The sequence below is a fragment of the Muricauda sp. SCSIO 64092 genome (assembly GCF_023016285.1).
In the GTDB taxonomy this organism is placed as follows: domain Bacteria; phylum Bacteroidota; class Bacteroidia; order Flavobacteriales; family Flavobacteriaceae; genus Croceivirga.
In genome coordinates this window covers 1,965,084-1,991,046 of sequence record NZ_CP095413.1, presented here as the reverse complement: position 1 = coordinate 1,991,046, position 25,963 = coordinate 1,965,084, and the positions used below count along the sequence as shown (strand labels likewise).

Sequence of the window (25,963 nt, the reverse complement as noted above, 5' to 3'; positions counted from 1 at the left end):
GGTCAGTTTTTGTAATGGTAATTGTACTGTTCGATCATATGCCCATCGGCATCCTCGATATGTGCCAACCTGTTGAAGTTGTCATAGATATATTTGGTGGTGTACCCCCTTGGGTCGGTCATACTGGTGATCCCCACCAAAGGGTCATACGTATAGGTGGTGATCATTGCATTTTGCAGTGAAGGGTTTGTACGCAAACCGTTGAGGGATGCCAAATGGGTCTCGTTGTAATTGCGAAGGGTACTCTCTGATATCCCCAGGGCAGAAGCTATGCCGGTATAAGAAGCGTTCTCAATTTTTGCTATGGGATATTGCTTGTTGTATCCCCAGATATAGCTTACGGTCGGCCCATTGGCCCTGGAGACTTCCAGCAGATTCCCCTGGGCGTCATAGTCCAGATACTCGATCCGGTTTTCCAAATTGTCATCGTCCTTTGCCGTCTGTACATTTTGGGGCAGTACAAGATTGCCCCCCCAATCCAGAAAGTTGGTTCGTGTTGTGGTCTTGGAAAGGGCGGTATCCTGATCGTTCAGTACGGATTGTTCCACTTGTACCGCCTGGCCCGGCCTTCTCGTTTGCAATAGGTCCAATGCTGCGGATGCCGATGGGGACAGCCCACTGAGCTCGCTCTTGTTTGCCGGGTAATAGGTTTTTGTGACAATACGTTTTGTATTGTTTGTGGTCGTCTCGGTACCACTTAGCTGGTAATGCTTGTCGTAGTCCTGGGCATACACTGTCCGCTCCGTGAGTGCCGAGGCACCATCATAGGTTATTTCTTCCTTGGAATAGAGGTCCAAGGCACCTCCGGTCAAATAAAAGGGGGTAAACTCATTGTGTTCATCGGAATCATCGAATGTTCCGTCCTGATCGGAAAAGACAATAAACGTAGCTACATGTGTGGTCCTGCCCGCCTCATATATCCCACCCATAGGGTCCGAGGGGGACAAAGGAGGGGTCATCAAGTGAAATGCGGAACCAACGGTACCTCCATAACGATAGTTATTTTTTATTTCCTTGATCAAGATATGGCCCTGGGATTCTTTTTTATAATATTTGGTCCCCACGGGTTTTCCCCTCATCCATTCATTGTCCGTGGCCAAATGGTAAGGAAACGTATGGAAATTCCCGGAATCCGGAAATGCGGTAAACTGATATTCGGTTTTCCCTTCCCTGCCATTGGCACCACTAATGTGTTCCGTGACATATTCATATCCTTCGTGGTTCCCTTGTTCATAGGTCAAGGGGCTACCGGGACGCGCACCATATTTTCTTTTAAGGACAACTACGCCACCCACAACATCGTCCTTGAAGTAATACGCGGGCAGGGAAAACACCTTCCCACTGCTTAACCCTTGTGGATCTCTATATTCGTACTCCTTTTCCATGGTCCCGCCAAAGGCATCATTCAGTACGGTCTTTTTAATCCGATTGCCCGAGGTAAACAGCAGTTCGGTACCGGTGGCCTGATCGTCCACGTTCTCTTTCCATGATACGGAAACACCGAAAGGGTGTATGAAAATATCGTTGTGGTCATTGGGTATCCCGGTGTTCGGGGTAACCTTAATTACATAAGTGCCCGGGGAAAGGATCATGTCCACCCGTTTGTTGATCAGGGTTACATTGGTCTGGGGGCCGATCAACTGGGCCGTGTAGGGACAGGTCACCATGAGCTGATCGGTGCCACAATCACTTACCAGTCCCAACATGGCATTGACCTGCGCCGTACCAACGATATTGCCTATGGTAAAAGGTTCCGATTCGTAGAACGTACCGTTATAGCGCGAAGGATCCTTGGCCAGCCCTGCACCTTTTGATACCGTGGGATTGGTGTCCGGAAACAAAAGGTCCTTAAAATACTCCGGGGGTATCGCTCGGTTATGTTCATATTCATAGTTCAGGGACCCCCCGGTGGGCAATTGTATCTTTGTGAGCATCCCTGCTTGCGATTTCAAGGTATCCACCTCCCGATCGATTGTCGTGGCCCCATAATCGAAAAATGTCAGGTGCTGCCCATTGTTCTTTCCGTTGTAGTACCCCCAGGTGTCCTGGGCATTGGAAAACCTATGGGGCAATGGTACGGTATTGTAGGAGAATTGATAGGGGGGGAGCGTGGCCGACTCCAATTTATCATTGATGGTTATGGAGTTTAGGAACAATCTCTTGTTCGCTTTGGTATCACAGGCTGCCAATGCGGCAAGGACATTGGAGTCCACTGGGGCCGTAGTGTAGGTATAATTGAATTCGTAGCTTTTGATCAGGGAATCGTTCAATTTGGTAATCTCAATTTTGTCCAGGGTCTTGGCATTGTTAAGATCTTGTCTTGCGGTGGTTGCCCTGAATTTGATCTTCCCTTGATCATACTGGATTTCGGAAATTTGGTTTTGGACCGGTTCCACTTCCGAGAAATAGGTGCTTATGACATTCGTGCCAAAATTCACCTTATCGTAACTTCTCCTACAATAATTGGGTCTCTCCTCCTGGTAGGTAAAGGTTATGGTCTTTCCTCCCGGTCCCGTAATGTCCATAAGGTACCAGGCCGTGTACGCATTAAAGGAACCACTGCCCGTAGTGGAGGAAAGCATACCATCGGAAAAGCTTAGGTTGAGCTTGATATTTTCTTTGTCCCTTGCCGTTCGTAAAGCATTTTTGGACAGTCCAAAATGTAGGGTGTACCCATCCGGGGTGGTAACCTCCCAACCGCTGATCTCGCCCACGGTCCCGCTCGCCCATGTCGGAACTATTTTAAGATCGGTAAAATGCTGTATGATGGGCAGTTTGGTGCGCTGGTCAAAGATGAACTTACCGGAATACCCCAAAAAGTTGAACATAAAACTGTCCGGATAAAGATCCTGTTCTCCCAACAGGACACTGTCGTATATTCGCCGTCTCGTGATGGAGTCATTAAAGAAGGTCTCATAGAAATTGTCCCTTAAATACCCTTTGACCCCGTTGGGGATATACTCATCTGCGGAACCCCTGATCTGTCTGGTGATGACACCACCAAAATTTAGGGTCCAGCCCAATCCCACCCTGGAGGCGATTTCCTCTACCAGGATGCCCTTGGCATGGTAACTAAGCTGTATGGGAATGGACATTCCTTCCAAATCCATGGTATGGATGGGCACTTTGATATCCGGTGTCCCGTTGTAAAATGAAACGGGGATATCCACATATTTGGCCAAGGCCGTTGCTTCTGGTGAAGGGGGAATCAAATCGGGCATTTCCTGGGCGTGGCCCAAAGCCATGACCAGGGAGACCATGATGGTTGTTACTGTTTTTTTCATTTGATGGATTTATTTTATACACTTTTGAATTCTGTTTATTGGATTTTTTTCCTTTCCTCATCTCCCAGTTTTAACACATTTGCTTTTAGCAAATCTTATTTTTTAACATAATATCATGCCACAAAAAGTGTTGAAATTGGTTGAATTGGGGACGAAAAAGAGGATTGGAGGGACATCCCAAGAGTCAGTATCGAAAAGATGGAACGGATACTGGTTGGGGATTCCATAATTTCCAGAAGGAAGCGTATTGTTTATTTTAAAGGGAATGTAGCCAACAGGAAAATCCCCATCAAACTTTTTGATGGCATTTTTAAAACCAGTGCTAAAGGATTTTGGCCCATGCCCGGCTTTGGAAATACCGTAGGGTTTGGGAACTGAAAAATTGGCCCTGATCTCTTCGGAAGGGATGTTTCCTGTTACGGTAGGGTTCACATCTGGGGCATAGGTGCCGATACGCACAATATCTTTACCTTTCATGGGTGTCCATTGAAAAGGTGGTGGATGCTATAGGGAGATATCCCATAGCGCTGAAAAACGGGGGTAGAATGGTATACGCTGGAAAAAGTGCCCGGGTTGAAGTGTGCATGTACGGCAAAAGAGTTAGTGGCCGCGAATTTCAAGCACTGGAGGTAGAATCAAAAACCTGATGTAACAAGCGAAAGTTCAGGGGGATGGTTGGGCGATTATTAGAGGTATACAGCCCATTCGCATTACAGGCAACTGGAATGGTGTCACAGTGAATCAGGGCAGGGAAAATCCTGGAAAGGAAAATGGCCAACGGACCAACCCTGTACGGTAACAAAGTGGAGCTAAAGCACGGCCGGATTCGAAGAACTTCCTTAGTTTAAGGGCAGAAATTGTCCCCTACTTTAAACATCTTTCCATGACCGGGAATGATGTAATCGGCATTTTTTAAAAGTGTTTTTCTACTTTCCACCAAGGCCTTCATATCCATATCCGTTGACTGAAGATGGTCTTTTTGGTGTAAATCGAACCGTTGTTCTTCAGTATCAAGCCACCAAATGACATCCCCGGCCACCGCAACTTTTCCCTGGGGCGTACGGACGATTAGGGAAAGATGTTCAGCTACATGTCCCGGTGTATGCACAATTTCAATATCGTCACCAAGGATAGTTGCATCAAATTCGAACATCACATCTTTTTCATACATTAAATCGGCATCAAAGGTGATGTATGTGGCTTTTTCAAAAAGGCCTGCCAATAGCATATGATCGGGATGGCGATGGGATAGGAAAACATAATCAATCTCACCTGTTTTCAGGTTCTCTTCATGTAATGCGTTAAGTAATGCTTCCCGGTTACATCCGGGATCGGTGATGATTTTTTTATCTTCCGTGGTGATCAAACACACGGTTGAACTCGCTTTCCAACCTTTGTCGAGTGGTCTGGCATAACCTTCGACTAAAACCTTGATATTGGCCATAGTGCAATTAAAAAATTTTGGGGCAAGCCTGCTCCCTTGACAAAAAGCGAAACGAATTCGTTTTCAACGGAACCAGGCTTTCAGTAGGCGAATATATCCAAATGTTAGCAAAGTTCTTTCTTGGCACCGGCTTTTGGCAATGGCTTAGGGCATGGTTGCACAGCGTCATTTTGTCTTTACCAGTTGCGTATTCTTTTTAGTCGATTTAGGCGCGTACTCCATAAAGGAAACAGCGCTGTGGTGGTGTTTAAGAAATGAGATTGCGTTTCAAATAGTCCACTGATACTGTTAGAACGGGACAAACGATTCGAATGGCCTGCTCTAGTACTGTCCCAAACAAAAAGGCCCCATTTTTTGGGGCCTTTTTTGATTTTGCCCTATGGTGTTGATGCATAAAAAACAAATCAACCAGTGTAGGGTGGGTCAATGTTGTTGGTTACGCCTCACAACTGGCACATTCCTTTTTCTGTTTAAATTTCTGTGCGGCATTCATACTGTGCTGGTAGTACAGGGATTTTAGGCCCAACTTCCAGGCGGTGACATGAATTTTATTGACATCCTTTGTTGGCATGTCCGGATGCACAATGATGTTTACGGACTGTCCCTGATCAATATGGTTCTGCCTGTTGGCCGCTTGGTATACAATGTCCAATTGGTCTATTTCGGAATAGGTTTTGAAGACCGCTTTTTCATCATCCGTCAAGAATTCCAAATGTTGGACGGAGCCATCACGGTCGCGAATGCTTTTCCAAACTTCCGGAGTGTCCATGTCCTTTTCTTCCAACAGATCCATTAAATATTGATTTTTAATGGTCACTTTTATTTTGGCGATATCCTTTACATAAATGTTGGACCAAATAGGCTCAATGCCTTGTGAAACCTGCCCTAAAATAAAAGCGGACGATGTGGTGGGCGCAATGGCATTCAACGTAGCGTTACGCCTTCCGTAGCCTTTAAGCACCTTTGGTTCACCAAAACGTGCCGCCAACTCTTGGGATGCTTTGTAGGAACGGTCCTTCATGGCCTTGAAGATCTCACTGTTCAAATCGTAGGCCTCTTGGCTGTTAAAGGCCAACATTTTGGATTGTAAAAGCGAATGCCATCCCAAGGCCCCCAAGCCTAAAGCCCTGTTTTCCTTTGCAAAATTATAGGCCCTTTCCATGAATAAAAAGGTTTGGCGATCGTCCCTATCCGAGGAATCCCGATACGCATCCAATTTTTCGATAAATTCAGTAATTACCGCATCCAGGAAGAACACCATGGTTTCCACCGCATCCGTGTTTTTCCATTTGTCATAGTGCAAGAGGTTGATGCTGGAAAGTACACAAACAAAGGACCAATTGTCATTGGACGGTAACATGATCTCCGTACAAAGGTTACTTGCGTAAATGCGGTGCTGATTTTCCTGATATACGTCCACGGAACCTTTGTTTGCATTGTCCGAGAAGAAAACATAGGGATAGCCCATTTCTCCCCTGCGCTGCAATACTTTGGCCCAAACGGTACGTTTTTCCACATCGCCATCCACCATTTCCTGCATCCATTGGTTGCCAACGGTGACTCCGTGGGTCAACTGCTGAATGGGATTTCCTTCGGTACCTATTTCCAAAAACTCCATGATGTCCGGATGATCAATGGGTAAATAGGGGGAGAAACGCCCCCTGCGCACGGAACCCTGGCTCACCACATCCACCATGGACTCGAACAATTGCATAATATGCACTGCTCCGGATGCCTCACCATTATTTTTAACGGGGGCACCCCGATGACGGATCTTTCCAAAATAACCGGAAGTACCACCGCCCAATTTGGACATCATGCCCACCTCGGATTGGGTGTAAAGGATATTGCCCATGTCATCATCAATATGGGAACCGAAACAGCTAATGGGAAGCCCACGTTCCTTTCCAAAATTGGACCATACGGGGGAGGCCAGCGAAAAGAAGCCTTCGGACATATAGTTGTAAAATTTGTCCGAATAGCCTGGAATCTGCAAAATTTGTTCTGCACGATCGGCAATTTCCCGGATACGGCCTTCCGGCGAAATCCCTTCCGTAAGATAACCAGAGGCCAAAAATTGTCGGCTATAGTCATTGAGCCATTGGAACCCTTCGGCGTCCTTTTCCGGTTTTAGATTGGACAAGGCCTCTTTTCTGGCATTGACCAGGGTTTGGGTGGTATTCCCTTTTGTGAGTTCGGCGTGTTGTGTATGGGTGCTTTTTTCCATGGGTTAAAAAAGATCGTCGCTGGTTATACTTTGTGTTCTTTTGCTATAATTGATGGATCGTTTCACGAAGAAATCCCCGTGTTTTGTTCCTATAATTTCGTCATCAAACCATTCGGTCTGGGCCAATAGGTCTGGGTCTACCTCAAAAACCTTGGCTATTCCAATACTTTCCAGGGAATTGTTGAAACGGTTTTTAATAAATTCGTTTACGACGGCCTTGGGCAGGAAATCAATCTCCCCGGCCTCAAAAATCCAGTCCACAATTCGGCTTTCGGCAAGGAAGGCATCTTCACATAACTGCTGGATCATGGCATGGTAGGCTTCATCGAACCATTCCGGATGCTCTTTTTTTATGATGTTGATCACGTCAATTCCAAAATCCCCATGTATCTGCTCCTCTTTGGAAGTGGCCTCCACAACATTGGAAATGCCCTTTAGCATGTTCTTATGCTTGTTAAATGCCATAATGATCAAAAACTGGGAAAAGAGGGAAACGTGTTCTATGAACAGGGAGAACAGCAAAATGGACTCCGCATACTCTTTATTGTCCTCGCTTTTGGCATTTTTCAATGCGGTTTCCAGATACTGGACCCGTTTCATGATAACGGGCTTTTTCTTTAAGGTTTCAAACTCACGGTTCAACCCCAAAATTTCCAAAAGATGGGAATAGGCATCATGGTGCCTTACTTCACTTTCGGCAAAGGTGGCGCCTACCGAACCAATTTCCGGTTTGGGCATGCGGTGGTAGATATCCCCCCAAAATGTCTTAACGGCCACCTCAATTTGCGAAATGGCCAACATGGTGTTCTTTATGGCACTTCGTTCCACACTTGTCATTCGGGACTTGAAATCCTGAATATCACTGGTGAAATTAAATTCGGTGTGTATCCAATACGAATGGCGGATGGCAGGGACGTATTCATACAGCTCCGGGTATTCGTAAGGCTTTAGGTTGATGCGTTTTTCAAAAATGTTGGACTTCCTGCTTTGGGCCTGCTGGTTTCGATAAATGATATAGGCTTTGGCCACATCCTGAAATTCACTGAGCATCAGTTTTTGCTCAACGATATCCTGTACTTCCTCTACGGTGGGAACGTAATCCGTAACTTGGGCCTTACGCTCGATCAATGCAGCATATACCTGCTCCGCAATGGTCTGGGCATCGCCCATTTCGCCATGATTAACGGCGGTCATGGCCTTCAAAACTGCGTTGGTGATTTTGAAAAGCTCAAAGGGTTTGGTACTAAAATCCCTTTTAGTAATGTGGGTAATTTCCATAAAGTGTCTGAATTTTTTGGAACGGTTCCAAATAACGAAGAGTAAAATTCACATTTTCTTCACATTGATTTTACATCATCAAGTTTTGATTCTCAACAATGTTATCAACAGCGGCGTTCTTCCTATCCCAAGAAGCTTTTTTTTAATTGAATAACGAAATGTAAGTAATTGATAATAAACAAGTTATTGTTGTTCAATTGCTCCCCCACCAAAACGAACCATGAATTTCAACACTCCTTTTTAGGTGTAAAGCTATTAGATTGGAGGCCGGGATTTCGATATCGATTTAGGCCTTTAAAACTAGGGAATTGAAGCCCCTACGATCCAATTTTCCACTTGGTAAGGCGTAAAAAGTGTTGGGTGGATGATGGATAATATTTTCCTTGGAAAATTTAAATTTTTCAGTAAAGGGACATGTCCTTCTTTAAAATTTTGCAAAAGTTGAAGGTGGCGATGACCAGATTTTCATAGCTCGAACCCATGGCTTCTTCCAGGGTCTGAAAATTCCGAAGTATGGAGGTGGCATAGGTAATCCCCAATGTCTCTTGTTCCGCAATGGAAAGATCGATAATGCCACAAATCGCCGCAACATCCGTTCGTTGTCTCGTCGCCGATTCCAATACCCCGGCAATGGTTTTTCCCGAAAGGGTCTGACTGTCCAATTTGCCTTCCCCCGTAATGATCCAATTGGCATCCCTAATAACGGCGTCAAAATCCGCAATTTCCTTTATAAAGCCTATTCCCGAAATCAATGAGGCATTCAAAAAGGCCATGGCACCCCCACCCAGGCCGCCGGCAGCTCCCGCCCCAGGTATATGTTGAACGTCCAACCCAAAATGGTTTTTTATGGCTGCGGAAAATGTCCGTAGGCCCTTATCCAAAAAAACGACTTCTTCCACTGTTGCGCCTTTTTGCGGACCATAAACGTATGCCGCCCCGTTGGGCCCGTAAAAAGGATTGTCCACGTCACAGGCAACCCTCACTTTGGCCTGTGATAACCCCTTATGAAGGGTGTCGGACACAATACGCTTTACTTTTTCCAGGTTCCCGCCAATAGGATTGATCGTATTTCCGTTATGGTCCAGAAATCGATACCCCAGGGCATGGGCCATCCCCATACCGCCATCGTTGGTCGCGCTACCGCCAATGCCCAAAACGATTTCATGGGCACCCCTGTCCAGGGCATCCATAATGAGTTGACCGGTACCAAGGGAAGTGGTATCCATACAACTGAGTTCCGCGCGTTTTAACAATCGATGCCCCGATGCTTCCGACATCTCAATAAAGGCAATTTTGCGTCTTTTGGAGAAAAGGTAGGTGGCATTGATATCCCGAAACAAGGGATCTTTGACCTGCACTTTTATTTCATGGGCATTGAGATAGTCCTTTACGACTTCCATGGTGCCATCACCGCCATCTGCCAGCGGTTTCTTGATGATTACGGCCGTTGGGAATACTTGGCGGATTCCTTCCTCAACCGCTTCACAGAACTCAAGTCCCGTCAAAGAGCCCTTAAACTTATCGGGTGCAAGTACAAACTTCATTGGCTAAATTAGTCATCAAGTAAGGTAGCCAAAAAAACACAAATCGAACAAAAAAAATCCCGGCCGCAAAAGGACGGGATTTCATAGGGGCTTAATTTACTTCCTGCATTTGCCTTATTTGTTTTAGGAGTACTTTTTTAGGAGTAAAGGGAATCATTTTCATCATTACTTTTTGTGATGTAGTGAGCCCGGAAACCACATCAAGTTTACCTTGTATCATTCCGTTATACCCATCTTCCGCAACACTTCTTGCGCTTACCGTTTTTTCAAATAGATTGGTCTTGTCCATGCCGGAGGTTTTGGCAAATTCGGTTTCGGTGGCTCCGGGCATGAGGTTTGTGACGGTAATTTTAGTGTCATGTAGCTCTTCCGCAATGGCGTTACTGAAGAAGGTAACATAGGCCTTTGTGGCAAAATAAACCGCCTGTAACGGGCCTGGCATAAAACTGGCCGTGGAAGAGGTGTTCAATATTTTACCGTCATTTCTTTTGACCATGTCCGGCAAAAAGAACCGGGTCAGTGCCGTTAAGGCCGTAATGTTTAGATTAATCATACTCAAGTCCTGTTCCCATGGACGTTCATGGAATTTGCCATGGCCCCCAAATCCAGCATTGTTGATGAGGTAATCGATTTGAATCCTGGCGGACTTTACTTCGTCATAGATCAGCTTGGCGGCATGGGGGTCGGTCAAATCCCTGGCCATGATCTTCACATGAACCGAATGCTTTTCCTCCAGTTCCGACTTTAAGGTCTCAAGTTTGTCCTTACTTCTGGCAATCAAGACCAAATCCCCGCCTTTTTCTGCATGGATTTTTGCGAGTTCCTTACCAATTCCACTCGACGCTCCTGTGATTAATGCTACTTTTTTCATAATGTGTGAGTACTTACTTATAATTGTTTTAAAATTTTTTTAGAGGTTATATTTTTTAAGCAAAAAGCCTTTTAAAGGTGCTTGGCTGTCCAATCCTTCCTTGATGATGCCCCCGGCAATCCCTTCGAGTAAATGGTTCAGTAGTTCTGCTTCTTTTTTTGATTCGTCATAACCCAGTTGTTCAAAGGCCCATTGGAGTTTGTCAATAAAGGGCTGCATTTTTTCACGGCCGGAAATCTCCAACTCCCATTTTAATTTAAACTGTAATTTCCAAAAATGGTATTCACTTTTTTTGACCTCAAAAGGCAGGGTAATGGTCTTCCAAAGTACCTGCTTGGGGTCTTGTTCCGCAATGATATGGGCATATAAGGCGGCTGCCTTTTCAAAGGCCTGAACCAAAATGGCATCCAAAAGCCCCTGTTTGTTCTTGTAATGCCTAAATATCAACCCTTCGGAAACACCGGCGTGTTTTGCTATTTTGTTTGTGGGTACCGCATTATAGCCCTCCGTTGCAAACAACTCAAGCGCCGAACTAAGAATTTTTTCCTGCTTCTCCGTCATAAAAGTGAGTAATCACTTGCAAAAATAAGTTTTTTATCCAATTCCCAACGTATTTTAAGGAAAGATTATCACAAAAGGTGTTTTATGCGCTTTGTGATGCGATCTGAAAGTTTGTAGGGAGGATAACGCATGGGCAAATCCAATAAAAAAGGTTTTTTGACAATGGCCTTTTTATGGGAAAAAAGGTAGAAGGAATGCTCCCCATGATATCCACCAAAACCCGAATTGCCCACACCGCCAAAAGGCATTCTTTTATTGGCAATATGAATGACACAATCATTAATGCCCCCACCGCCAAAGGCATAGTTGCCCAGCAGATGGTCCTGGAATTTCTTCCGTTTAGAAAATACATAAAGTGCCAGGGGTTTCCCGTACCTTTTTATGAAGCCTTCCAAATCCTGTAGGGTGGTATAGGTATAAATGGGGAGTACGGGGCCAAAGATTTCATCCTCCATGAGTTCGGAGTCCAGGGCAGGGCTATCCACCAATGTTGGGGCAATATAGCGGTCCTTATCATCGTATTCCCCTCCCCAGATCACATTTTCATCCGTGAGCATCTTTTTTAATCGGTCATATTGCTTCTTGGTGGCAATTCTCGCCAAATGGGGTGAGGATTGCACATCCTCGCCATAAAACCGTTGCACCGATTTTTTAATGGCGGTAATCAGTTCCTCCTTCACCGAATGGTGTACCAATACGTAATCCGGTGCCAAACAGGTCTGGCCCGCATTCAGTAATTTTCCCCATGTAATACGTCTTGCGGTAACGGAAATGGATGCACTATCATCCACAATACAGGGATTTTTGCCACCCAGTTCCAAAGTCACGGGCGTGAGCTGTTCCGCGGCGCTCTTGTACACTATCTTTCCAACACGGGTACTTCCCGTAAAGAAGATGTAATCCCATTTAAGGGACAATAATTCCTGTGAGACTTCCGCATCGCCTTCCACTACGGTGACGTGTCCCGGTTCAAAAGCTTCTGCAATGATTTCCAAAAGGATCTTGGACGTGGCCGGACTTAATTCGGACGGTTTCAAAACCACGGTATTCCCTGCGGCAACCGCACCCACCAGTGGGGAAATGGCCAGCATAAAAGGATAGTTCCAGGGGGAAATGACCAGAAGGGTCCCAAAGGGCTCATATTGGATCCAATCTTTGGATGGAAAACTGCTCAAACTGCCCGATACCCTTTTGGGCCTGGCCCAAAACGATACATTGTTCAATATGTATTGCAGTTCCGAGAGCACAAACTGGGTTTCTGAAACCAAACCCTCAAATTTTGGTTTCTTAAAGTCGGCATAAAGTGCATCACATATGGCATCTTCCTTTTGTGTGATTACTCGCTTTAGTTTTTTTAAGGCTTTTTTCCGATAGCCGATATCCTTACTTTTTCCACTGGAAAAAAAGGACCGTTGTTGTGTGTACAATTCAGAAATTGGGGAAGGCATAAAAGGTGGATTAAAAAGAAGTATAGGTATAAATATAAAGGGAATTCCCCTATTTTTAGGGGATGGAATTGGATTTAAAATCGAGTTTTGAAAATATCTTTGAACCCCAGTTGTTAAAGGAAATTGAAGCGCTTGGCATCTATAGGGAGTTCCAGGAAGGGGAAAAGATCATGGAAATTGGGGAATACATCAAGGGAATGCCGCTTCTGATTTCCGGTGTCATTAAAATTTTGCGGGAAGATGAGGATGGGGATGAACTCTTGCTCTATTATTTGGAGCGGGGGGACACTTGTAGTATGACCATGGCCTGTTGTTTGGGGGATACCCAAAGTGAAATACGGGCCATAGCGGAAACCGATGTTTCCCTGATCATAGTCCCGGTCCGGAAAATGGAGGAGTGGATCTCACAATACCGTTCCTGGCGGAATTTTGTCTTTGAGAGCTACCACAACCGACTGAATGAAATGTTGTCCACCATAGATAGCATTGCCTTTATGAATATGGACCAAAGACTTATCGAATATTTAAAGGAAAAAGCCCGGATCAATCAATCCAAAACCATTCAGAATACCCATCAGGAAATTGCATATGACCTGCACAGTGCCCGTGTGGTCATTTCACGGCTATTAAAGAAATTGGAACACCTGGGTAAAATTAGATTGCATCGAAATTCGATTGAAATCCTGGATTTGTAAGCGTGGACGGTTAAAACTTTGGTTCCTGATACGCTAAAAAAGATCAAAGGGGACAACCAAATATGGGTTTTTGTTTTTTCCTATCTGTCATGAAGTAAAATGGCAGGTTTCCTGTCTTTGGAAATACATTTCAGTTCAGCAAAATAGATTACGTCCGCCTCAAAACCTGAGATTTGATTAAGGTCCCTTAACCTGGATTTTTCCCGTCAGTTGAACAGGATTCCATATATTCTTAAAACTTTTTCATTGGTATATCCATATCAACCATGAACAAACTTGAACGAAGATGAACGGTCAATACGCCTAAAAACGTAGCTGGTCACCGTACATTGGGATGTCATAAATCGATTCAATCAAAAAAAGGGGTTTGATATGAAAAACAGTCTTTGCAACCTGCTGATCCTTCTTATGGGCATTCCAATGGTATCCTGTGTACAGGAAGACAAAAAGACCAGTACGGTCCAGGATTTTGCTTTTACGGAAAACAACTGGGACATTGAAAATACGGAGGGTTCAACGGATACCATAAAAATCATGGAACATCAGGGAAGGCAGGCCCTATTGTTGGAACCCAATCAAAAGGCGTATTTGAAAGGCCATACCTTCAGAAACTTCCAACTGGAATTCCATTGCAACGGCCAAGTTCCGGGATTGGGTTTTAGGATTCAGGACAAAAAAAACTATGAGTACCTCTACCTAAGGATGATGATGAGTGGAAAAAAGGATGCATTGCAATACATTCCCATTTACAATGGAAGTTTGCCTTGGCAACTCTATAATTATCCCAAATATGAAGGGAATGCCGTATTTCCAAGAAAGGAAGTGGCCACTTTGCCGCTTTCCATGGAGGAGGAGCTGATTCAGGGAAAGGCGGGGAAAACGCTTTTAAAGGCTTTGGAGGAGAAAGGAATTTTGTTTTCCGAGGAATCGTTCATTGATCTTCCCAACGAAACCATGTCCTATATTTATGATCCGCAGCGTAATGAAGCGCTACTTTTCGAAAAACGAAAAGATGCCATTGCGTTCCTGGATATCCGTACCTGGATTCGTACCAAAATAGTGGTCATTGAGGATAAAATGTCGGTTTATGTTGGGGATATGGACACCCCAACTTTTGTTGTCGCTAGTTTAAAACGTGATTCCAAAGAAGGGGGAATAAGTTTGTTCAGCACTTTCGGCCAGGTATACTTCAGTGATGTCTCCATTCGGGAAATTGAGGCGTCCGATGTATCGAGACAACAGCACACCGAAAAGGGAATTCCTTCCAACTATTTGACCAAGTGGCAAATGTCTGAAATGTTTGTCAAGGACACGCTGAATGTCATGGCACAGGTGGATTCCCTCCTTAAGTCCGGGGACAGCTTCAAAACCGTAAAGGCGGATACGGATGGCCTTCTCAACATTAGTCGCTTTTACGATGATATGGACAAAACAGTTATGCTCAGGTGTACCCTGCTATCGGATTCCGATCAGGAGGTTGCCTTGAACTTTGATTATGCCGATCACTTGGTGATTGTATTGAACTCCAAGGTTCTGTTCGACGCGGGAATGAATTTTCGGCCACCTCCAGAAAAGGGTACGGAAGGAAGGGTGTTCGTGGATGATGAACAAACTGTATTGAATTTACGTAAAGGGCCCAATGAATTGACCTTTGTGCTGTCTGGGGATAACCGCCAGAAATACAATTGGGGATGTATTGCCAAGTTGGCGCATTTGGACGGGATTTCATTGGAATGAGCAGTGGTATGGATGTGGCCTCCCTTCAAAAAATAAGGAAGTATTGTGCCGTCTTACTTGGGATTTGGCTTGTTGGTTGCGTGGATGGAGGAAGCAAAGCTTCCCAGGACAAACCAAAAGGGCCCACGGTATCGGTAAGGCAAATGGAATTGATCCAGGAGACCCTTCGGACCTTTCCCGAGGGGACCGAGTTTTCCCTAGGGTTTATCCATGATGGGAAAACACACTATTTTGGGGCAAGGTTGGTCCATGGCCATAGCAAAGAGGTTGCCAACAGCGATCATCTTTTTGAAATCGGTTCCATCACCAAGGTTTTTACTTCTACACTCCTTACTTCCCTGGTGCTGGAAGGTCAGGTCAGGTTGGAAGATCCCATCCAAAAGCACATAGGTTTTAGGCTGGGGACCGCACAGGAAATCACCTTCGAACAACTGGCGAACCACACCTCTGGACTACCGCGGATGCCTTCCAATCTGGACCTATTCGAAGATCCGGACAATCCGTACAGGGCGTACGACGATCAAAAAATGAAAGAATACCTGGTCAATCACCTTGCGTTGAACCATCCACCGGGGACACAATATGAATATTCAAATCTCGGGGCCGGACTTTTGGGGTCTCTGGTCGCCGAACTATCCGGTTCCCCTTATGACGAATTCGTCCGGGACAAGGTTTTTTCTGAATATGAAATGCTCCACTCTACGACCGACCGTACCAAAATTAGGGGCAAACTTGTACCGGGATTGGATCCCGATGGAAAGGAAACGCCCAATTGGGATTTTGATGCCCTGGCCGGCGCTGGTGCCGTTTTTTCTTCCGTTAAGGACTTGGCAAAATTTGGAAATGCCCAGTTCGATTCCACAGACACAAAACTTGTCATGACCCAACAACCTACTTTCATCCCCAACGATGAGTTCAAAGTTGGCCTGGGATGGCATATTTTAAACCGGGAAGATGGCAAGGAGTTGCTTTGGCATAATGGCGGTACCGGAGGCTACTCATCTTCGATGGCATTGGATGTCCAGAGCAAACAAGGAATCATTGTGCTGTCCAATGTTTCCGCTTTCCATCCTTTTAGGAGTAGTGTGGACCAGCTTTGCCTTTCCTTGATGGAAACCTTAAAAAAATGAGACCAATGGACACTTGCCACTGGAAAATTGCATGAAAACAGCATTCCGCTGCCAATTTAAGGTTCACAATCGACCTGGTCCACTATGAATAAAACATTTTGGTAGCTACCCTGTCTTATGGCATATCGCCCAATTGGATACCCTATTTTAGGCCTATGTCATCCAGGTTACAGACCTAACGGTAAAAGGTGGTTACCATTTTTTACATTTCCTTGTTTAGCGATTCAGATATACGATCCCCTGGACCGGCGGTGTGATGCCATCCCCGAAATCTATCGTATAATAGTACACCCCATTGGGCAATTTGCCATCCCTCAGGAAAATGCCCCGGTCCGCGCTGCCGTCCCATTCCGGTGTGCTGATGTTCCCTTGGTACACCATGGTGCCATTTCGGTCATAGATCGACATGCTATAATTGGGGTAATCGTTCTTCAACCAGGAAATGGAAAAGGTGTCGTTGACCCCATCGCCGTTCGGGGAGAAGCCGAGCCTGTCCGCGTCCGGAAATTCGTCACAGCCTTCCACGGAAATCCTTACTGTGACGGCAACCCTATCGGAGGTACATCCATTGCCATCCTCCAACGATCCGTAATAGACGGTACCGTCCCCAAGGGAAACATCGGTCCCCAGTTCCGTAGTACTGTTCGCTTCCGAATACCAACGCAGGGTACCGTTGCCGGAAGCTGCCAAATCCGATACCGTAGGGTTCTCCAAGGTACAGAATACCTGTTCGCCCTCCGTTTCCAGGATGGGAAGTCCCAGAATAAAGACAGTGGTGGTGCCCGTAACGGTACATCCATTGGCCAGTGCCATCGTTAGGGTGAACTCCTCCCCGTCCGAAACATTGGTCACTTCAGGGTTTTGTATATCCGGATTGCTGAATGTGGCATCTCCATTACTGGTCCATGACCATGAAGTGCCCAGGCCGCTTATTTCATTCAACTGTAGGGTGGAGCCCTGGCAGATTGGTCCGCTGTTGGTCACAATGGCCAGTGGTGCGGTGGTTTCCCGGACCGTTACGGTGGAGGTGCAGTTGGCCGTGTTTCCACTCTTTTCGGTCACTGTTAGGGTCACCGTGTTCTGCCCCACATCGGAACAGCCAAAGTTGTCCGTGTCCAGTGCAAGGGAGAGGGTACCACCACTGCCGTCAAACGAGCCGTTGTCCACGTCCGCCGCTACAATCGTTGTACTGCCCGTCGCGTCCAGTTCCACGCTGATGTCCCGGCAACTGGCCGTGGGTGTGGGTACTGTGCCGTCCACCACTGTGACCATAGTCTGGCAGGTTGCAATGTTGCCATTGCCATCGGTCACCGTCAGGGTCACGGTGTTCGCGCCCAGGTCCGTGGCCGTAAAGCTGTTTGGGGACACGCCAAGGGCAATGTTCCCGCATGCATCACTGGAACCGTTGTCCACAAGGGCGGCATCCAGGCCGGTCGTGCCACCCGTACCCAGTTGGAGCGTTGCAACCTGACATACGGCCTTCGGTCGGATTTTGTCCTGCACAGTTACCACAGCGGTACAACTGGCCGAGTTGCTGCTGGGGTCCGTTACCGTCAGTGTCACCGTGTTGTTCCCTACATTGGAACAGTCGAAGCTTGTTTTGGAGAGTGCAAGGGTTACGGTCCCGCCACTGTTATCAGAGGAGCCGTTGTCCACGTCCAATGCAGAAATTGTCGCACTACCTGTGGTGTCCAGTTGTATGGTAACCTCCCTGCATACCGGTGTGGGGGCCGTCCTGTCCTCCACGGTCACGGTGGCGGTACAACTGTCCGTATTGTTGCTGCCATCGATTACCCTCAGGGTCGCTGTATGCGTGCCAACGGAAGTGAAGCTGCTCGGGAACATATGTAGCGATACACTACCGCAGGTATCGCTGGAACCGTCGTCCAGGTCCGCCGCTACTATCGCTGCGCTTCCGAAGGCGTCCAGTTGTACGGTGGTGTCCTTGCACAGCGCGGTGGGAGCGTTCCTATCCTTCACGGTCACGGTGGCGGTACAGCTGTCCGAGTTGCTGCTGGGGTCCGTTACGGTCAGTGTCACCGTGTTTGTCCCCACGTTGGAACAGTCGAAGCTTGTTTTGGAGAGTGCAAGGGTTACGGTAGTGCCGCTGTTGTCGTAGGAACCGTTGTCGATGTCCGATGTAGTGATTATTACACTACCCAAAGCGCCCAGTTGTACGGTGGCGCCCTTGCAACTGGGGGTGGGTTTGGTGCTGTCCTGTACGGTCACGGTGGCGGTACAGGTACCGGAGTTGCCCCCTGGGTCGGTGACGGTCAGGGTGACGGAGTTGGTCCCCAGGTCCGTTGCGGAAAAGGCGGTCTTTGAGAGGGCCATGGCGAGGGTACAGTTGTCGGAGGAACCGTTGTCGAGATCGGAGGCTGCGAGGGTCGCCGATCCGGTCGTGCCTAGCTGTACGGTCGCGTCCTTGCAACTGGTTGTGGGCAGGGCCTTGTCCTGTACGGTCACGGTGGCGGTACAGCTGTCCGAGTTGCTGCTGGGGTCCGTTACGGTCAGTGTCACCGTGTTGTTCCCTACATTGGAACAGTCGAAGCTTGTTTTGGAGAGTGCAAGGGTTACGGTCCCGCCACTGTTGTCGGAGGAGCCGTTGTCGATGTTTGAGGTGGCGATCGTTGCGCTTCCCGATGCGTCCAGTTGTACGGTGGCGCCCTTGCAACTTGGGGTGGGGGCGGTCTTGTCCTGTACGGTCACGGTGGCGGTACAGGTACCGGAGTTGCCCCCTGGGTCGGTGACGGTCAGGGTGACGGAGTTGGTCCCCAGGTCCGTTGCGGAAAAGGCGGTCTTTGAGAGGGCCATGGCGAGGGTACAGTTGTCGGAGGAACCGTTGTCGAGATCGGAGGCTGCGAGGGTCGCCGATCCGGTCGTGCCTAGCTGTACGGTCGCGTCCTTGCAACTGGTTGTGGGCAGGGCCTTGTCCTGTACGGTCACGGTGGCGGTACAGCTGTCCGAGTTGCTGCTGGGGTCCGTTACGGTCAGTGTCACCGTGTTTGTTCCGACGTTGGAACAGTCGAAGCTTGTTTTGGAGAGTGCAAGGGTTACGGTCCCGCCACTGTTGTCGGAGGAGCCGTTGTCGATGTTTGAGGTGGCGATCGTTGCGCTTCCCGATGCGTCCAGTTGTACGGTGGTGCCCTTGCAACTTGGGGTGGGGGCGGTCTTGTCCTGTACGGTCACGGTGGCGGTACAGGTACCGGAGTTGCCCCCTGGGTCGGTGACGGTCAGGGTGACGGAGTTGGTCCCCAGGTCCGTTGCGGAAAAGGCGGTCTTTGAGAGGGCCATGGCGAGGGTACAGTTGTCGGAGGAACCGTTGTCGAGATCGGAGGCTGCGAGGGTCGCCGATCCGGTCGTGCCTAGCTGTACGGTCGCGTCCTTGCAACTGGTTGTGGGCAGGGCCTTGTCCTGTACGGTCACGGTGGCGGTACAGCTGTCCGAGTTGCTGCTGGGGTCCGTTACGGTCAGTGTCACCGTGTTTGTTCCGACGTTGGAACAGTCGAAGCTTGTTTTGGAGAGTGCAAGGGTTACGGTCCCGCCACTGTTGTCGGAGGAGCCGTTGTCGATGTTTGAGGTGGCGATCGTTGCGCTTCCCGATGCGTCCAGTTGTACGGTGGCGCCCTTGCAACTTGGGGTGGGGGCGGTCTTGTCCTGTACGGTCACGGTGGCGGTACAGGTACCGGAGTTGCCCCCTGGGTCGGTGACGGTCAGGGTGACGGAGTTGGTCCCCAGGTCCGTTGCGGAAAAGGCGGTCTTTGAGAGGGCCATGGCGAGGGTACAGTTGTCGGAGGAACCGTTGTCGAGATCGGAGGCTGCGAGGGTCGCCGATCCGGTCGTGCCTAGCTGTACGGTCGCGTCCTTGCAACTGGTTGTGGGCAGGGCCTTGTCCTGTACGGTCACGGTGGCGGTACAGCTGTCCGAGTTGCTGCTGGGGTCCGTTACGGTCAGTGTCACCGTGTTTGTTCCGACGTTGGAACAGTCGAAGCTTGTTTTGGAGAGTGCAAGGGTTACGGTCCCGCCACTGTTGTCGGAGGAACCGTTGTCGATGTTTGAGGTGGCGATCGTTGCGCTTCCCGATGCGTCCAGTTGTACGGTGGTGCCCTTGCAACTTGGGGTGGGGGCGGTCTTGTCCTGTACGGTCACGGTGGCGGTACAGGTACCGGAGTTGCCCCCTGGGTCGGTGACGGTCAGGGTGACGGAGTTGGTCCCCAGGTCCGTTGCGGAAAAGGCGGTCTTTGAGAGGGCCATGGCGAGGGTACAGTTGTCGGAGGAACCGTTGTCGAGATCGGAGGCTGCGAGGGTCGCCGATCCGGTCGTGCCTAGCTGTACGGTCGCGTCCTTGCAACTGGTTGTGGGCAGGGCCTTGTCCTGTACGGTCACGGTGGCGGTACAGCTGTCCGAGTTGCCCCCTGGGTCGGTGACGGTCAGTGTCACCGTGTTTGTCCCCACGTTGGAACAGTCGAAGCTTGTTTTGGAGAGTGCAAGGGTTACGGTCCCGCCGCTGTTGTCGGAGGAACCGTTGTCGATGTTTGAGGTGGCGATCGTTGCGCTTCCCGATGCGTCCAGTTGTACGGTAGTGTCCTGGCAGCTTGGAGTGGGGGCCGTTTTGTCCTGTACGGTCACGGTGGCGGTACAGGTACCGGAGTTGCCCCCTGGGTCGGTGACGGTCAGGGTGACGGAGTTGGTCCCCAGGTCCGTTGCGGAAAAGGCGGTCTTTGAGAGGGCCATGGCGAGGGTACAGTTGTCGGAGGAACCGTTGTCGAGATCGGAGGCTGCGAGGGTCGCCGATCCGGTCGTGCCTAGCTGTACGGTCGCGTCCTTGCAACTGGTTGTGGGCACGGCCTTGTCCTGTACGGTCACGGTGGCGGTACAGCTGTCCGAGTTGCTGCTGGGGTCCGTTACGGTCAGTGTCACCGTGTTTGTTCCGACGTTGGAACAGTCGAAGCTTGTTTTGGAGAGTGCAAGGGTTACGGTCCCGCCACTGTTGTCGGAGGAACCGTTGTCGATGTTTGAGGTGGCGATCGTTGCGCTTCCCGATGCGTCCAGTTGTACGGTGGTGCCCTTGCAACTGGGGGTGGGTTTGGTGCTGTCCTGTACGGTCACGGTGGCGGTACAGGTACCGGAGTTGCCCCCTGGGTCGGTGACGGTCAGGGTGACGGAGTTGGTCCCCAGGTCCGTTGCGGAAAAGGCGGTCTTTGAGAGGGCCATGGCGAGGGTACAGTTGTCGGAGGAACCGTTGTCGAGATCGGAGGCTGCGAGGGTCGCCGATCCGGTCGTGCCTAGCTGTACGGTCGCGTCCTTGCAACTGGTTGTGGGCAGGGCCTTGTCCTGTACGGTCACGGTGGCGGTACAGCTGTCCGAGTTGCTGCTGGGGTCCGTTACGGTCAGGGTCACCGTGTTTGTTCCGACGTTGGAACAGTCGAAGCTTGTTTTGGAGAGTGCAAGGGTTACGGTCCCGCCACTGTTGTCGGAGGAACCGTTGTCGATGTTTGAGGTGGCGATCGTTGCGCTTCCCGATGCGTCCAGTTGTACGGTGGTGCCCTTGCAACTTGGGGTGGGTTTGGTGCTGTCCTGTACGGTCACGGTGGCGGTACAGGTACCGGAGTTGCCCCCTGGGTCGGTGACGGTCAGGGTGACGGAGTTGGTCCCCAGGTCCGTTGCGGAAAAGGCGGTCTTTGAGAGGGCCATGGCGAGGGTACAGTTGTCGGAGGAACCGTTGTCGAGATCGGAGGCTGCGAGGGTCGCCGATCCGGTCGTGCCTAGCTGTACGGTCGCGTCCTTGCAACTGGTTGTGGGCAGGGCCTTGTCCTGTACGGTCACGGTGGCGGTACAGCTGTCCGAGTTGCTGCTGGGGTCCGTTACGGTCAGGGTCACCGTGTTTGTTCCGACGTTGGAACAGTCGAAGCTTGTTTTGGAGAGTGCAAGGGTTACGGTCCCGCCACTGTTGTCGGAGGAACCGTTGTCGATGTTTGAGGTGGCGATCGTTGCGCTTCCCGATGCGTCCAGTTGTACGGTGGTGCCCTTGCAACTTGGGGTGGGTTTGGTGCTGTCCTGTACGGTCACGGTGGCGGTACAGCTGTCCGAGTTGCTGTTGGGGTCCGTTACCGTCAGTGTCACCGTGTTGTCCCCGAGGTTCTCGGCCGCAAAGGTACTCTGGGAAAGGCCAAGGGAGATTCCACAACCATCACTGCCATCATCTACATCTTCGATGGCTAGGGTGGCCTTACCATCAGTACCCAGTTCGAGCTCCACCGCTTGTTGTTTGCACGCGGCCGTCGTCTGGGTCGTTGCCTTGCTGTCGCCGGTAATTTTTAGGGTCAACGCGGCACGCTCGGTATGGGCCTTGCAATAGGCCAGGCCAGTGGCACCGATGATAGGCGTGTTGGTAAAGTTCTGGCCGTGCCAACCAATTAACGTGGCGTCCCAGTTGGCCACCGAGAGCCCACTGTTATTGAGCATACCGATACCATCGCTCACTTTCCCCATGTACCAATTCCCCAGGTTCCGGTCAAAGGCGCTTGCACCAGCGAACATGGATTCCATATCGCTCACCTTGGCCGTATTCCAGGAACCGATGTTGCGGTCAAAAGTACTTGCGCCAGAGAACATCCAACTCATATCGTTCACGTTGCCGGTGTCCCAGGAGCCGATGTCCCCATTAAACGCACTTGCATTGTAAAACATATTGGACATATCGGCCACCTTGCCCGTGTTCCAGGAATCCAAATCCTGGTCAAAGGCACTTGTCCCGGAAAACATCTGTTCCATGGTGGTCACCATGGCCACATTCCACGAATCCAGGTTCTGATCAAAGGCACTTGCGCTTGCGAACAGGAAGGCCATGTTGGTTACGCCGCTGGTGTTCCAACCGGAAAAATTGTTGGTTGCCGTTCCCTTGAGCGCGGTGCACCTGAAAAACATCAGGCCCATATTGGTCACATTGCTTAGGTCGGGAACATCGGTTGCCAAAACGTCCATATTGGTACAGCCATGGAAGGCATTCTGCATAGTGCTCCACAAGATGCTACTGCCCCATTGGTCCACGGAGAGCAGCTTCTGCCTGTCGTCGGTCTGACCAAAAGGAAAATGTATCCTGCTCAGGGTCCCATTTCCGGAAATGGCATTGCGAAGGGCCACCTGTATTTCCCCAGCGGTATGGTTATGGGCGGTGATATCAATCTCGATGGTCCCGGTCTGGTCCGTTAGTTCATAGCTGCCATCATTGCCCAAATCCACATCGTAGGTTCCCGTGACCGGAATGGTGATGGAGTTCCCGTTGGAGGAGCCGGATTTGGTGGTGTCCCAAGTGGTCACAAATACGCTTGTGGGGTCCTCCACGGTGAGCTTGGTCGTGCAGGTCGCCGTTTTGCTATTGGAATCGGTCACCGTTAAGATCACCGTTTTCGTGTCAATATCGGTGGTCGTAAAGTTGCTTTTGGACAAGCTTAGCGAGATGTCTGCACAACCCACGCTACCGTCGTCCACAAGAGTGGGGTCCAGGGTGGCCGTACCGTTGGATCCCAATCGGAGCGTCACCGCTTCCTTGCATGCCGCCTCCGGATTGGCATCTGACAGGTTATCGCCGGAAATGTTGAAGGTCAGTGCGTCACGCTCAGCATAAGCGTTGCAGTAGGTTAGCTCCAAAGCGTTAATGGTGGGGGTGTTGGTTAAGTTCTGGCCATGCCAACCGATCAACGTGTTGTCCCAGTTCTCCACGGAGAGCCCACTTTTGTTGAGCATGGCGATACCATTGGTCAACTTTCCCATGTTCCATGTACCCAGATTCTGGTCAAAGGCGGTTGTGCCCAAAAGCATGCCGATCATATCGGTGACATTGCTGGTGTTCCAGGAACCAATTTCCTGGTTAAAGGCACTCGCACCGCTGAACATATTTCTCATATTGGTCACGTTGGCCGTGTTCCAAATGGAGAAGGCCGTCCCTCCCTTGAGGTTCGCGCACCCGCTAAACATAAAGGCCATATTGGTCACATTGCTTAGGTCGGGGGCATCGGTTGCCAGTATATCCAGATTGGTACAGCCGAAAAATGCATTCTCCATGGTGCTCCAACGGATGCCGCTGCCCCATTGGTCCACGGAGCTCAATTTCCGCCTGTCCTCCTTATTGTTGAAGTGTATCCTGGTCAGACTCCCCTTACCGGACACAGCACTACGAAGGGCCACCTGTATCTCCCCGGCCGTATGGTTATGGGCGGTGATATCAATCTCGATGGTCCCGGTCTGGTCCGTTAGTTCATAGCTGCCATCATTGCCCAGGTCCACATCATAGATATCCGTGTTGGGAATGGGAATGGTGATGGAGTTGCTGTTGGACCAACCTCGTTGGTTCGTGTCCCAGGTGGTGACAAATCTTCCTGATGCATGGTCAACCACAGTGACCGAGGCCTGACAGGTCTGCGTATTCCCATTGGGATCGGTCACTGTTAGGGTTACCGTGTTATCCCCAAGGTCGGCGGCCGTAAAGCTGCTTTGGGAAACGCTCAACGAGACGTCCCCACAGGCATCGCTGGAACCGTTGTCCACAAGGGCGGACGTTAAGGTAGCTGTACCTTCGGTACTCAGTATGAGTATCGCCGGCTTGCATTGCGCCGTAGGCCTGGTGGTTTCTGCGCGGTCACCAGTAATGTTGAGGCCTTTACGTATCAACTCGGCACGCTCGGCATAAGCCTTGCAGTAGACCCTTCCTTGGGCACCGATGGTAACACTGTTGGTAAGGCCCTGATTGTGCCAACCGATGAGTGTGGCGTCCCAATTGGCCATGGAAAGCCCACTATTGCTGAACATGTAAAGACCACTGGTCAACTTTCCCAGGTCCCATGCGCCCAAATTTTGGTCAAAGGCGTATGCAGTCCAAAACATGAAATCCATATGGACCACCTGGCTTGTGTCCCAGGAACCGATATTCTGGTTAAAGGCCTTGGCACCGTCAAACATATAACCCATTCTGGTCACTTTGCTTGTGTTCCAGGAACTGATGTCCCCGTTAAAGGCGGCTGCACCATTGAACATGCTTTGCATAAAAATCACATTGCTTGTATCCCAGGAACCGATGGGCGCGTTAAAGCTGGGCGCGATAAGAAACATTGACCACATATTGGTCACATTGCTTGTATTCCAGGTAGAAAAGCTCGCATTTCCCTTAAGTGACGTACATCTATGAAACATATTTCTCATATCGGTCACCTTGCTCAGGTTGGGGGCGTCCGTCGCTTTAACGTCCAGATTGGTACAGCCTTGAAATGCGGTTTCCATTGTGCTCCAGGCGATACTGCTGCCCCATTGGTCCACTGAGAGCAGCTTCTGTCTGTCGCCCTCAAGGTTGAAATGTATCCGGGTCAATCCCCCACCGGCATTGCGAAGGGCCACCTGTATTTCCCCGGCGGTATGGTTATGGGCGGTGATATCGATCTCGATGGTCCCGCTTTGGTTCGTTAGTTCGTAGCTGCCGTCATTGCCCAGGTCCACATCGTAGGTCCCCGTGGCGGGGATACGGATGGAACTGCTGTTTGTCGTCCCGGGATTGTCTGTTTTCCAAGTGGTGATGAACTCGGCCTGAGCCAACAAGCCCGTGGTGGTCAGCAGGCAGGTGAAAAGTGTTAGCATGGCCCCCCTCAAGCCCATAAGGTAATTTGTTCCCATATGCGTACGTATTAAGGTAATTTGTTATGAAGTCACCACCTACAGTATTGGGTTGATATTACAATAATTGTGAGTAAATGC

13 protein-coding genes are annotated in these 25,963 nt (G+C 49.5%); 3 read left to right on the top strand and 10 right to left on the bottom strand.

Features of this window, described 5'->3' with window-relative positions; translation table 11 throughout:
• Positions 1 to 2 precede the first annotated feature (2 nt).
• From L0P88_RS08170 to L0P88_RS08130, 9 genes are all read right to left on the bottom strand, one after another.
• Complete coding sequence (locus L0P88_RS08170; protein WP_247134105.1) at positions 3 to 3,284, bottom strand: RHS repeat domain-containing protein; 3,282 nt, start codon at positions 3,282 to 3,284, stop codon at positions 3 to 5.
• 102 nt (positions 3,285 to 3,386) lie between these two features.
• Positions 3,387 to 3,761 carry a hypothetical protein gene (locus L0P88_RS08165; protein WP_247134104.1) on the bottom strand — a complete coding sequence of 125 codons (375 nt, stop codon included), beginning with the start codon at positions 3,759 to 3,761 and terminating at the stop codon, positions 3,387 to 3,389.
• 367 nt (positions 3,762 to 4,128) lie between these two features.
• Positions 4,129 to 4,728 carry an MBL fold metallo-hydrolase gene (locus L0P88_RS08160; protein WP_247134103.1) on the bottom strand — a complete coding sequence of 200 codons (600 nt, stop codon included), beginning with the start codon at positions 4,726 to 4,728 and terminating at the stop codon, positions 4,129 to 4,131.
• 436 nt (positions 4,729 to 5,164) lie between these two features.
• Positions 5,165 to 6,955: a ribonucleoside-diphosphate reductase subunit alpha gene (locus tag L0P88_RS08155; RefSeq protein ID WP_247134102.1), complete on the bottom strand. Its 1,791-nt coding sequence runs from the start codon at positions 6,953 to 6,955 to the stop codon at positions 5,165 to 5,167.
• A 3-nt stretch (positions 6,956 to 6,958) separates the two neighbouring features.
• The gene (locus tag L0P88_RS08150) at positions 6,959 to 8,233 is read right to left on the bottom strand and encodes a ribonucleotide-diphosphate reductase subunit beta (RefSeq protein ID WP_247134101.1); all 1,275 of its coding nucleotides are present in this window, start codon (positions 8,231 to 8,233) and stop codon (positions 6,959 to 6,961) included.
• 401 nt (positions 8,234 to 8,634) lie between these two features.
• A complete protein-coding gene (locus tag L0P88_RS08145) occupies positions 8,635 to 9,777 on the bottom strand; it encodes a glycerate kinase (protein WP_247134100.1) in 1,143 nt (380 codons plus the stop codon).
• Positions 9,778 to 9,868: 91 nt separating this feature from the next.
• On the bottom strand, positions 9,869 to 10,648 hold the full coding sequence (locus tag L0P88_RS08140; protein ID WP_247134099.1) for an SDR family NAD(P)-dependent oxidoreductase: 780 nt from the start codon (positions 10,646 to 10,648) through the stop codon (positions 9,869 to 9,871).
• 39 nt (positions 10,649 to 10,687) lie between these two features.
• Positions 10,688 to 11,209 carry a TetR/AcrR family transcriptional regulator gene (locus L0P88_RS08135; RefSeq protein ID WP_247134098.1) on the bottom strand — a complete coding sequence of 174 codons (522 nt, stop codon included), beginning with the start codon at positions 11,207 to 11,209 and terminating at the stop codon, positions 10,688 to 10,690.
• Positions 11,210 to 11,277: 68 nt separating this feature from the next.
• Positions 11,278 to 12,657: an aldehyde dehydrogenase gene (locus L0P88_RS08130; RefSeq protein ID WP_247134097.1), complete on the bottom strand. Its 1,380-nt coding sequence runs from the start codon at positions 12,655 to 12,657 to the stop codon at positions 11,278 to 11,280.
• 62 nt (positions 12,658 to 12,719) lie between these two features.
• On the opposite strand from L0P88_RS08130, the gene L0P88_RS08125 reads away from it, so the two are divergent.
• From L0P88_RS08125 to L0P88_RS08115, 3 genes are all read left to right on the top strand, one after another.
• Positions 12,720 to 13,352, top strand: a complete 633-nt coding sequence (locus L0P88_RS08125; RefSeq protein ID WP_247134096.1) for a Crp/Fnr family transcriptional regulator — start codon at positions 12,720 to 12,722, stop codon at positions 13,350 to 13,352.
• A 372-nt stretch (positions 13,353 to 13,724) separates the two neighbouring features.
• Positions 13,725 to 15,089: a hypothetical protein gene (locus L0P88_RS08120; protein ID WP_247134095.1), complete on the top strand. Its 1,365-nt coding sequence runs from the start codon at positions 13,725 to 13,727 to the stop codon at positions 15,087 to 15,089.
• Positions 15,044 to 16,219, top strand: coding sequence for a serine hydrolase domain-containing protein (locus tag L0P88_RS08115; protein WP_247134094.1), 1,176 nt, complete (start codon positions 15,044 to 15,046; stop codon positions 16,217 to 16,219). The genes L0P88_RS08120 and L0P88_RS08115 overlap by 46 nt, the downstream gene beginning before the upstream one ends.
• A 216-nt stretch (positions 16,220 to 16,435) precedes the next feature.
• Here L0P88_RS08115 and L0P88_RS08110 read toward each other — a convergent pair whose 3' ends face one another.
• The gene (locus L0P88_RS08110) at positions 16,436 to 25,882 is read right to left on the bottom strand and encodes a BspA family leucine-rich repeat surface protein (RefSeq protein ID WP_247134093.1); all 9,447 of its coding nucleotides are present in this window, start codon (positions 25,880 to 25,882) and stop codon (positions 16,436 to 16,438) included.
• Positions 25,883 to 25,963: the final 81 nt, after the last annotated feature.

Excerpts from the sequence above, each read along its gene's own strand:
- L0P88_RS08170 (WP_247134105.1), bottom strand. The coding sequence starts at position 3,284 with ATGAAAAAAACAGTAACAACCATCATGGTCTCCCTGGTCATGGCTTTG.
- L0P88_RS08165 (WP_247134104.1), bottom strand. The coding sequence starts at position 3,761 with ATGAAAGGTAAAGATATTGTGCGTATCGGCACCTATGCCCCAGATGTG.
- L0P88_RS08160 (WP_247134103.1), bottom strand. The coding sequence starts at position 4,728 with ATGGCCAATATCAAGGTTTTAGTCGAAGGTTATGCCAGACCACTCGAC.
- L0P88_RS08155 (WP_247134102.1), bottom strand. The coding sequence starts at position 6,955 with ATGGAAAAAAGCACCCATACACAACACGCCGAACTCACAAAAGGGAAT.
- L0P88_RS08150 (WP_247134101.1), bottom strand. The coding sequence starts at position 8,233 with ATGGAAATTACCCACATTACTAAAAGGGATTTTAGTACCAAACCCTTT.
- L0P88_RS08145 (WP_247134100.1), bottom strand. The coding sequence starts at position 9,777 with ATGAAGTTTGTACTTGCACCCGATAAGTTTAAGGGCTCTTTGACGGGA.
- L0P88_RS08140 (WP_247134099.1), bottom strand. The coding sequence starts at position 10,648 with ATGAAAAAAGTAGCATTAATCACAGGAGCGTCGAGTGGAATTGGTAAG.
- L0P88_RS08135 (WP_247134098.1), bottom strand. The coding sequence starts at position 11,209 with ATGACGGAGAAGCAGGAAAAAATTCTTAGTTCGGCGCTTGAGTTGTTT.
- L0P88_RS08130 (WP_247134097.1), bottom strand. The coding sequence starts at position 12,657 with ATGCCTTCCCCAATTTCTGAATTGTACACACAACAACGGTCCTTTTTT.
- L0P88_RS08125 (WP_247134096.1), top strand. The coding sequence starts at position 12,720 with ATGGAATTGGATTTAAAATCGAGTTTTGAAAATATCTTTGAACCCCAG.
- L0P88_RS08120 (WP_247134095.1), top strand. The coding sequence starts at position 13,725 with ATGAAAAACAGTCTTTGCAACCTGCTGATCCTTCTTATGGGCATTCCA.
- L0P88_RS08115 (WP_247134094.1), top strand. The coding sequence starts at position 15,044 with ATGTATTGCCAAGTTGGCGCATTTGGACGGGATTTCATTGGAATGAGC.
- L0P88_RS08110 (WP_247134093.1), bottom strand. The coding sequence starts at position 25,882 with ATGGGAACAAATTACCTTATGGGCTTGAGGGGGGCCATGCTAACACTT.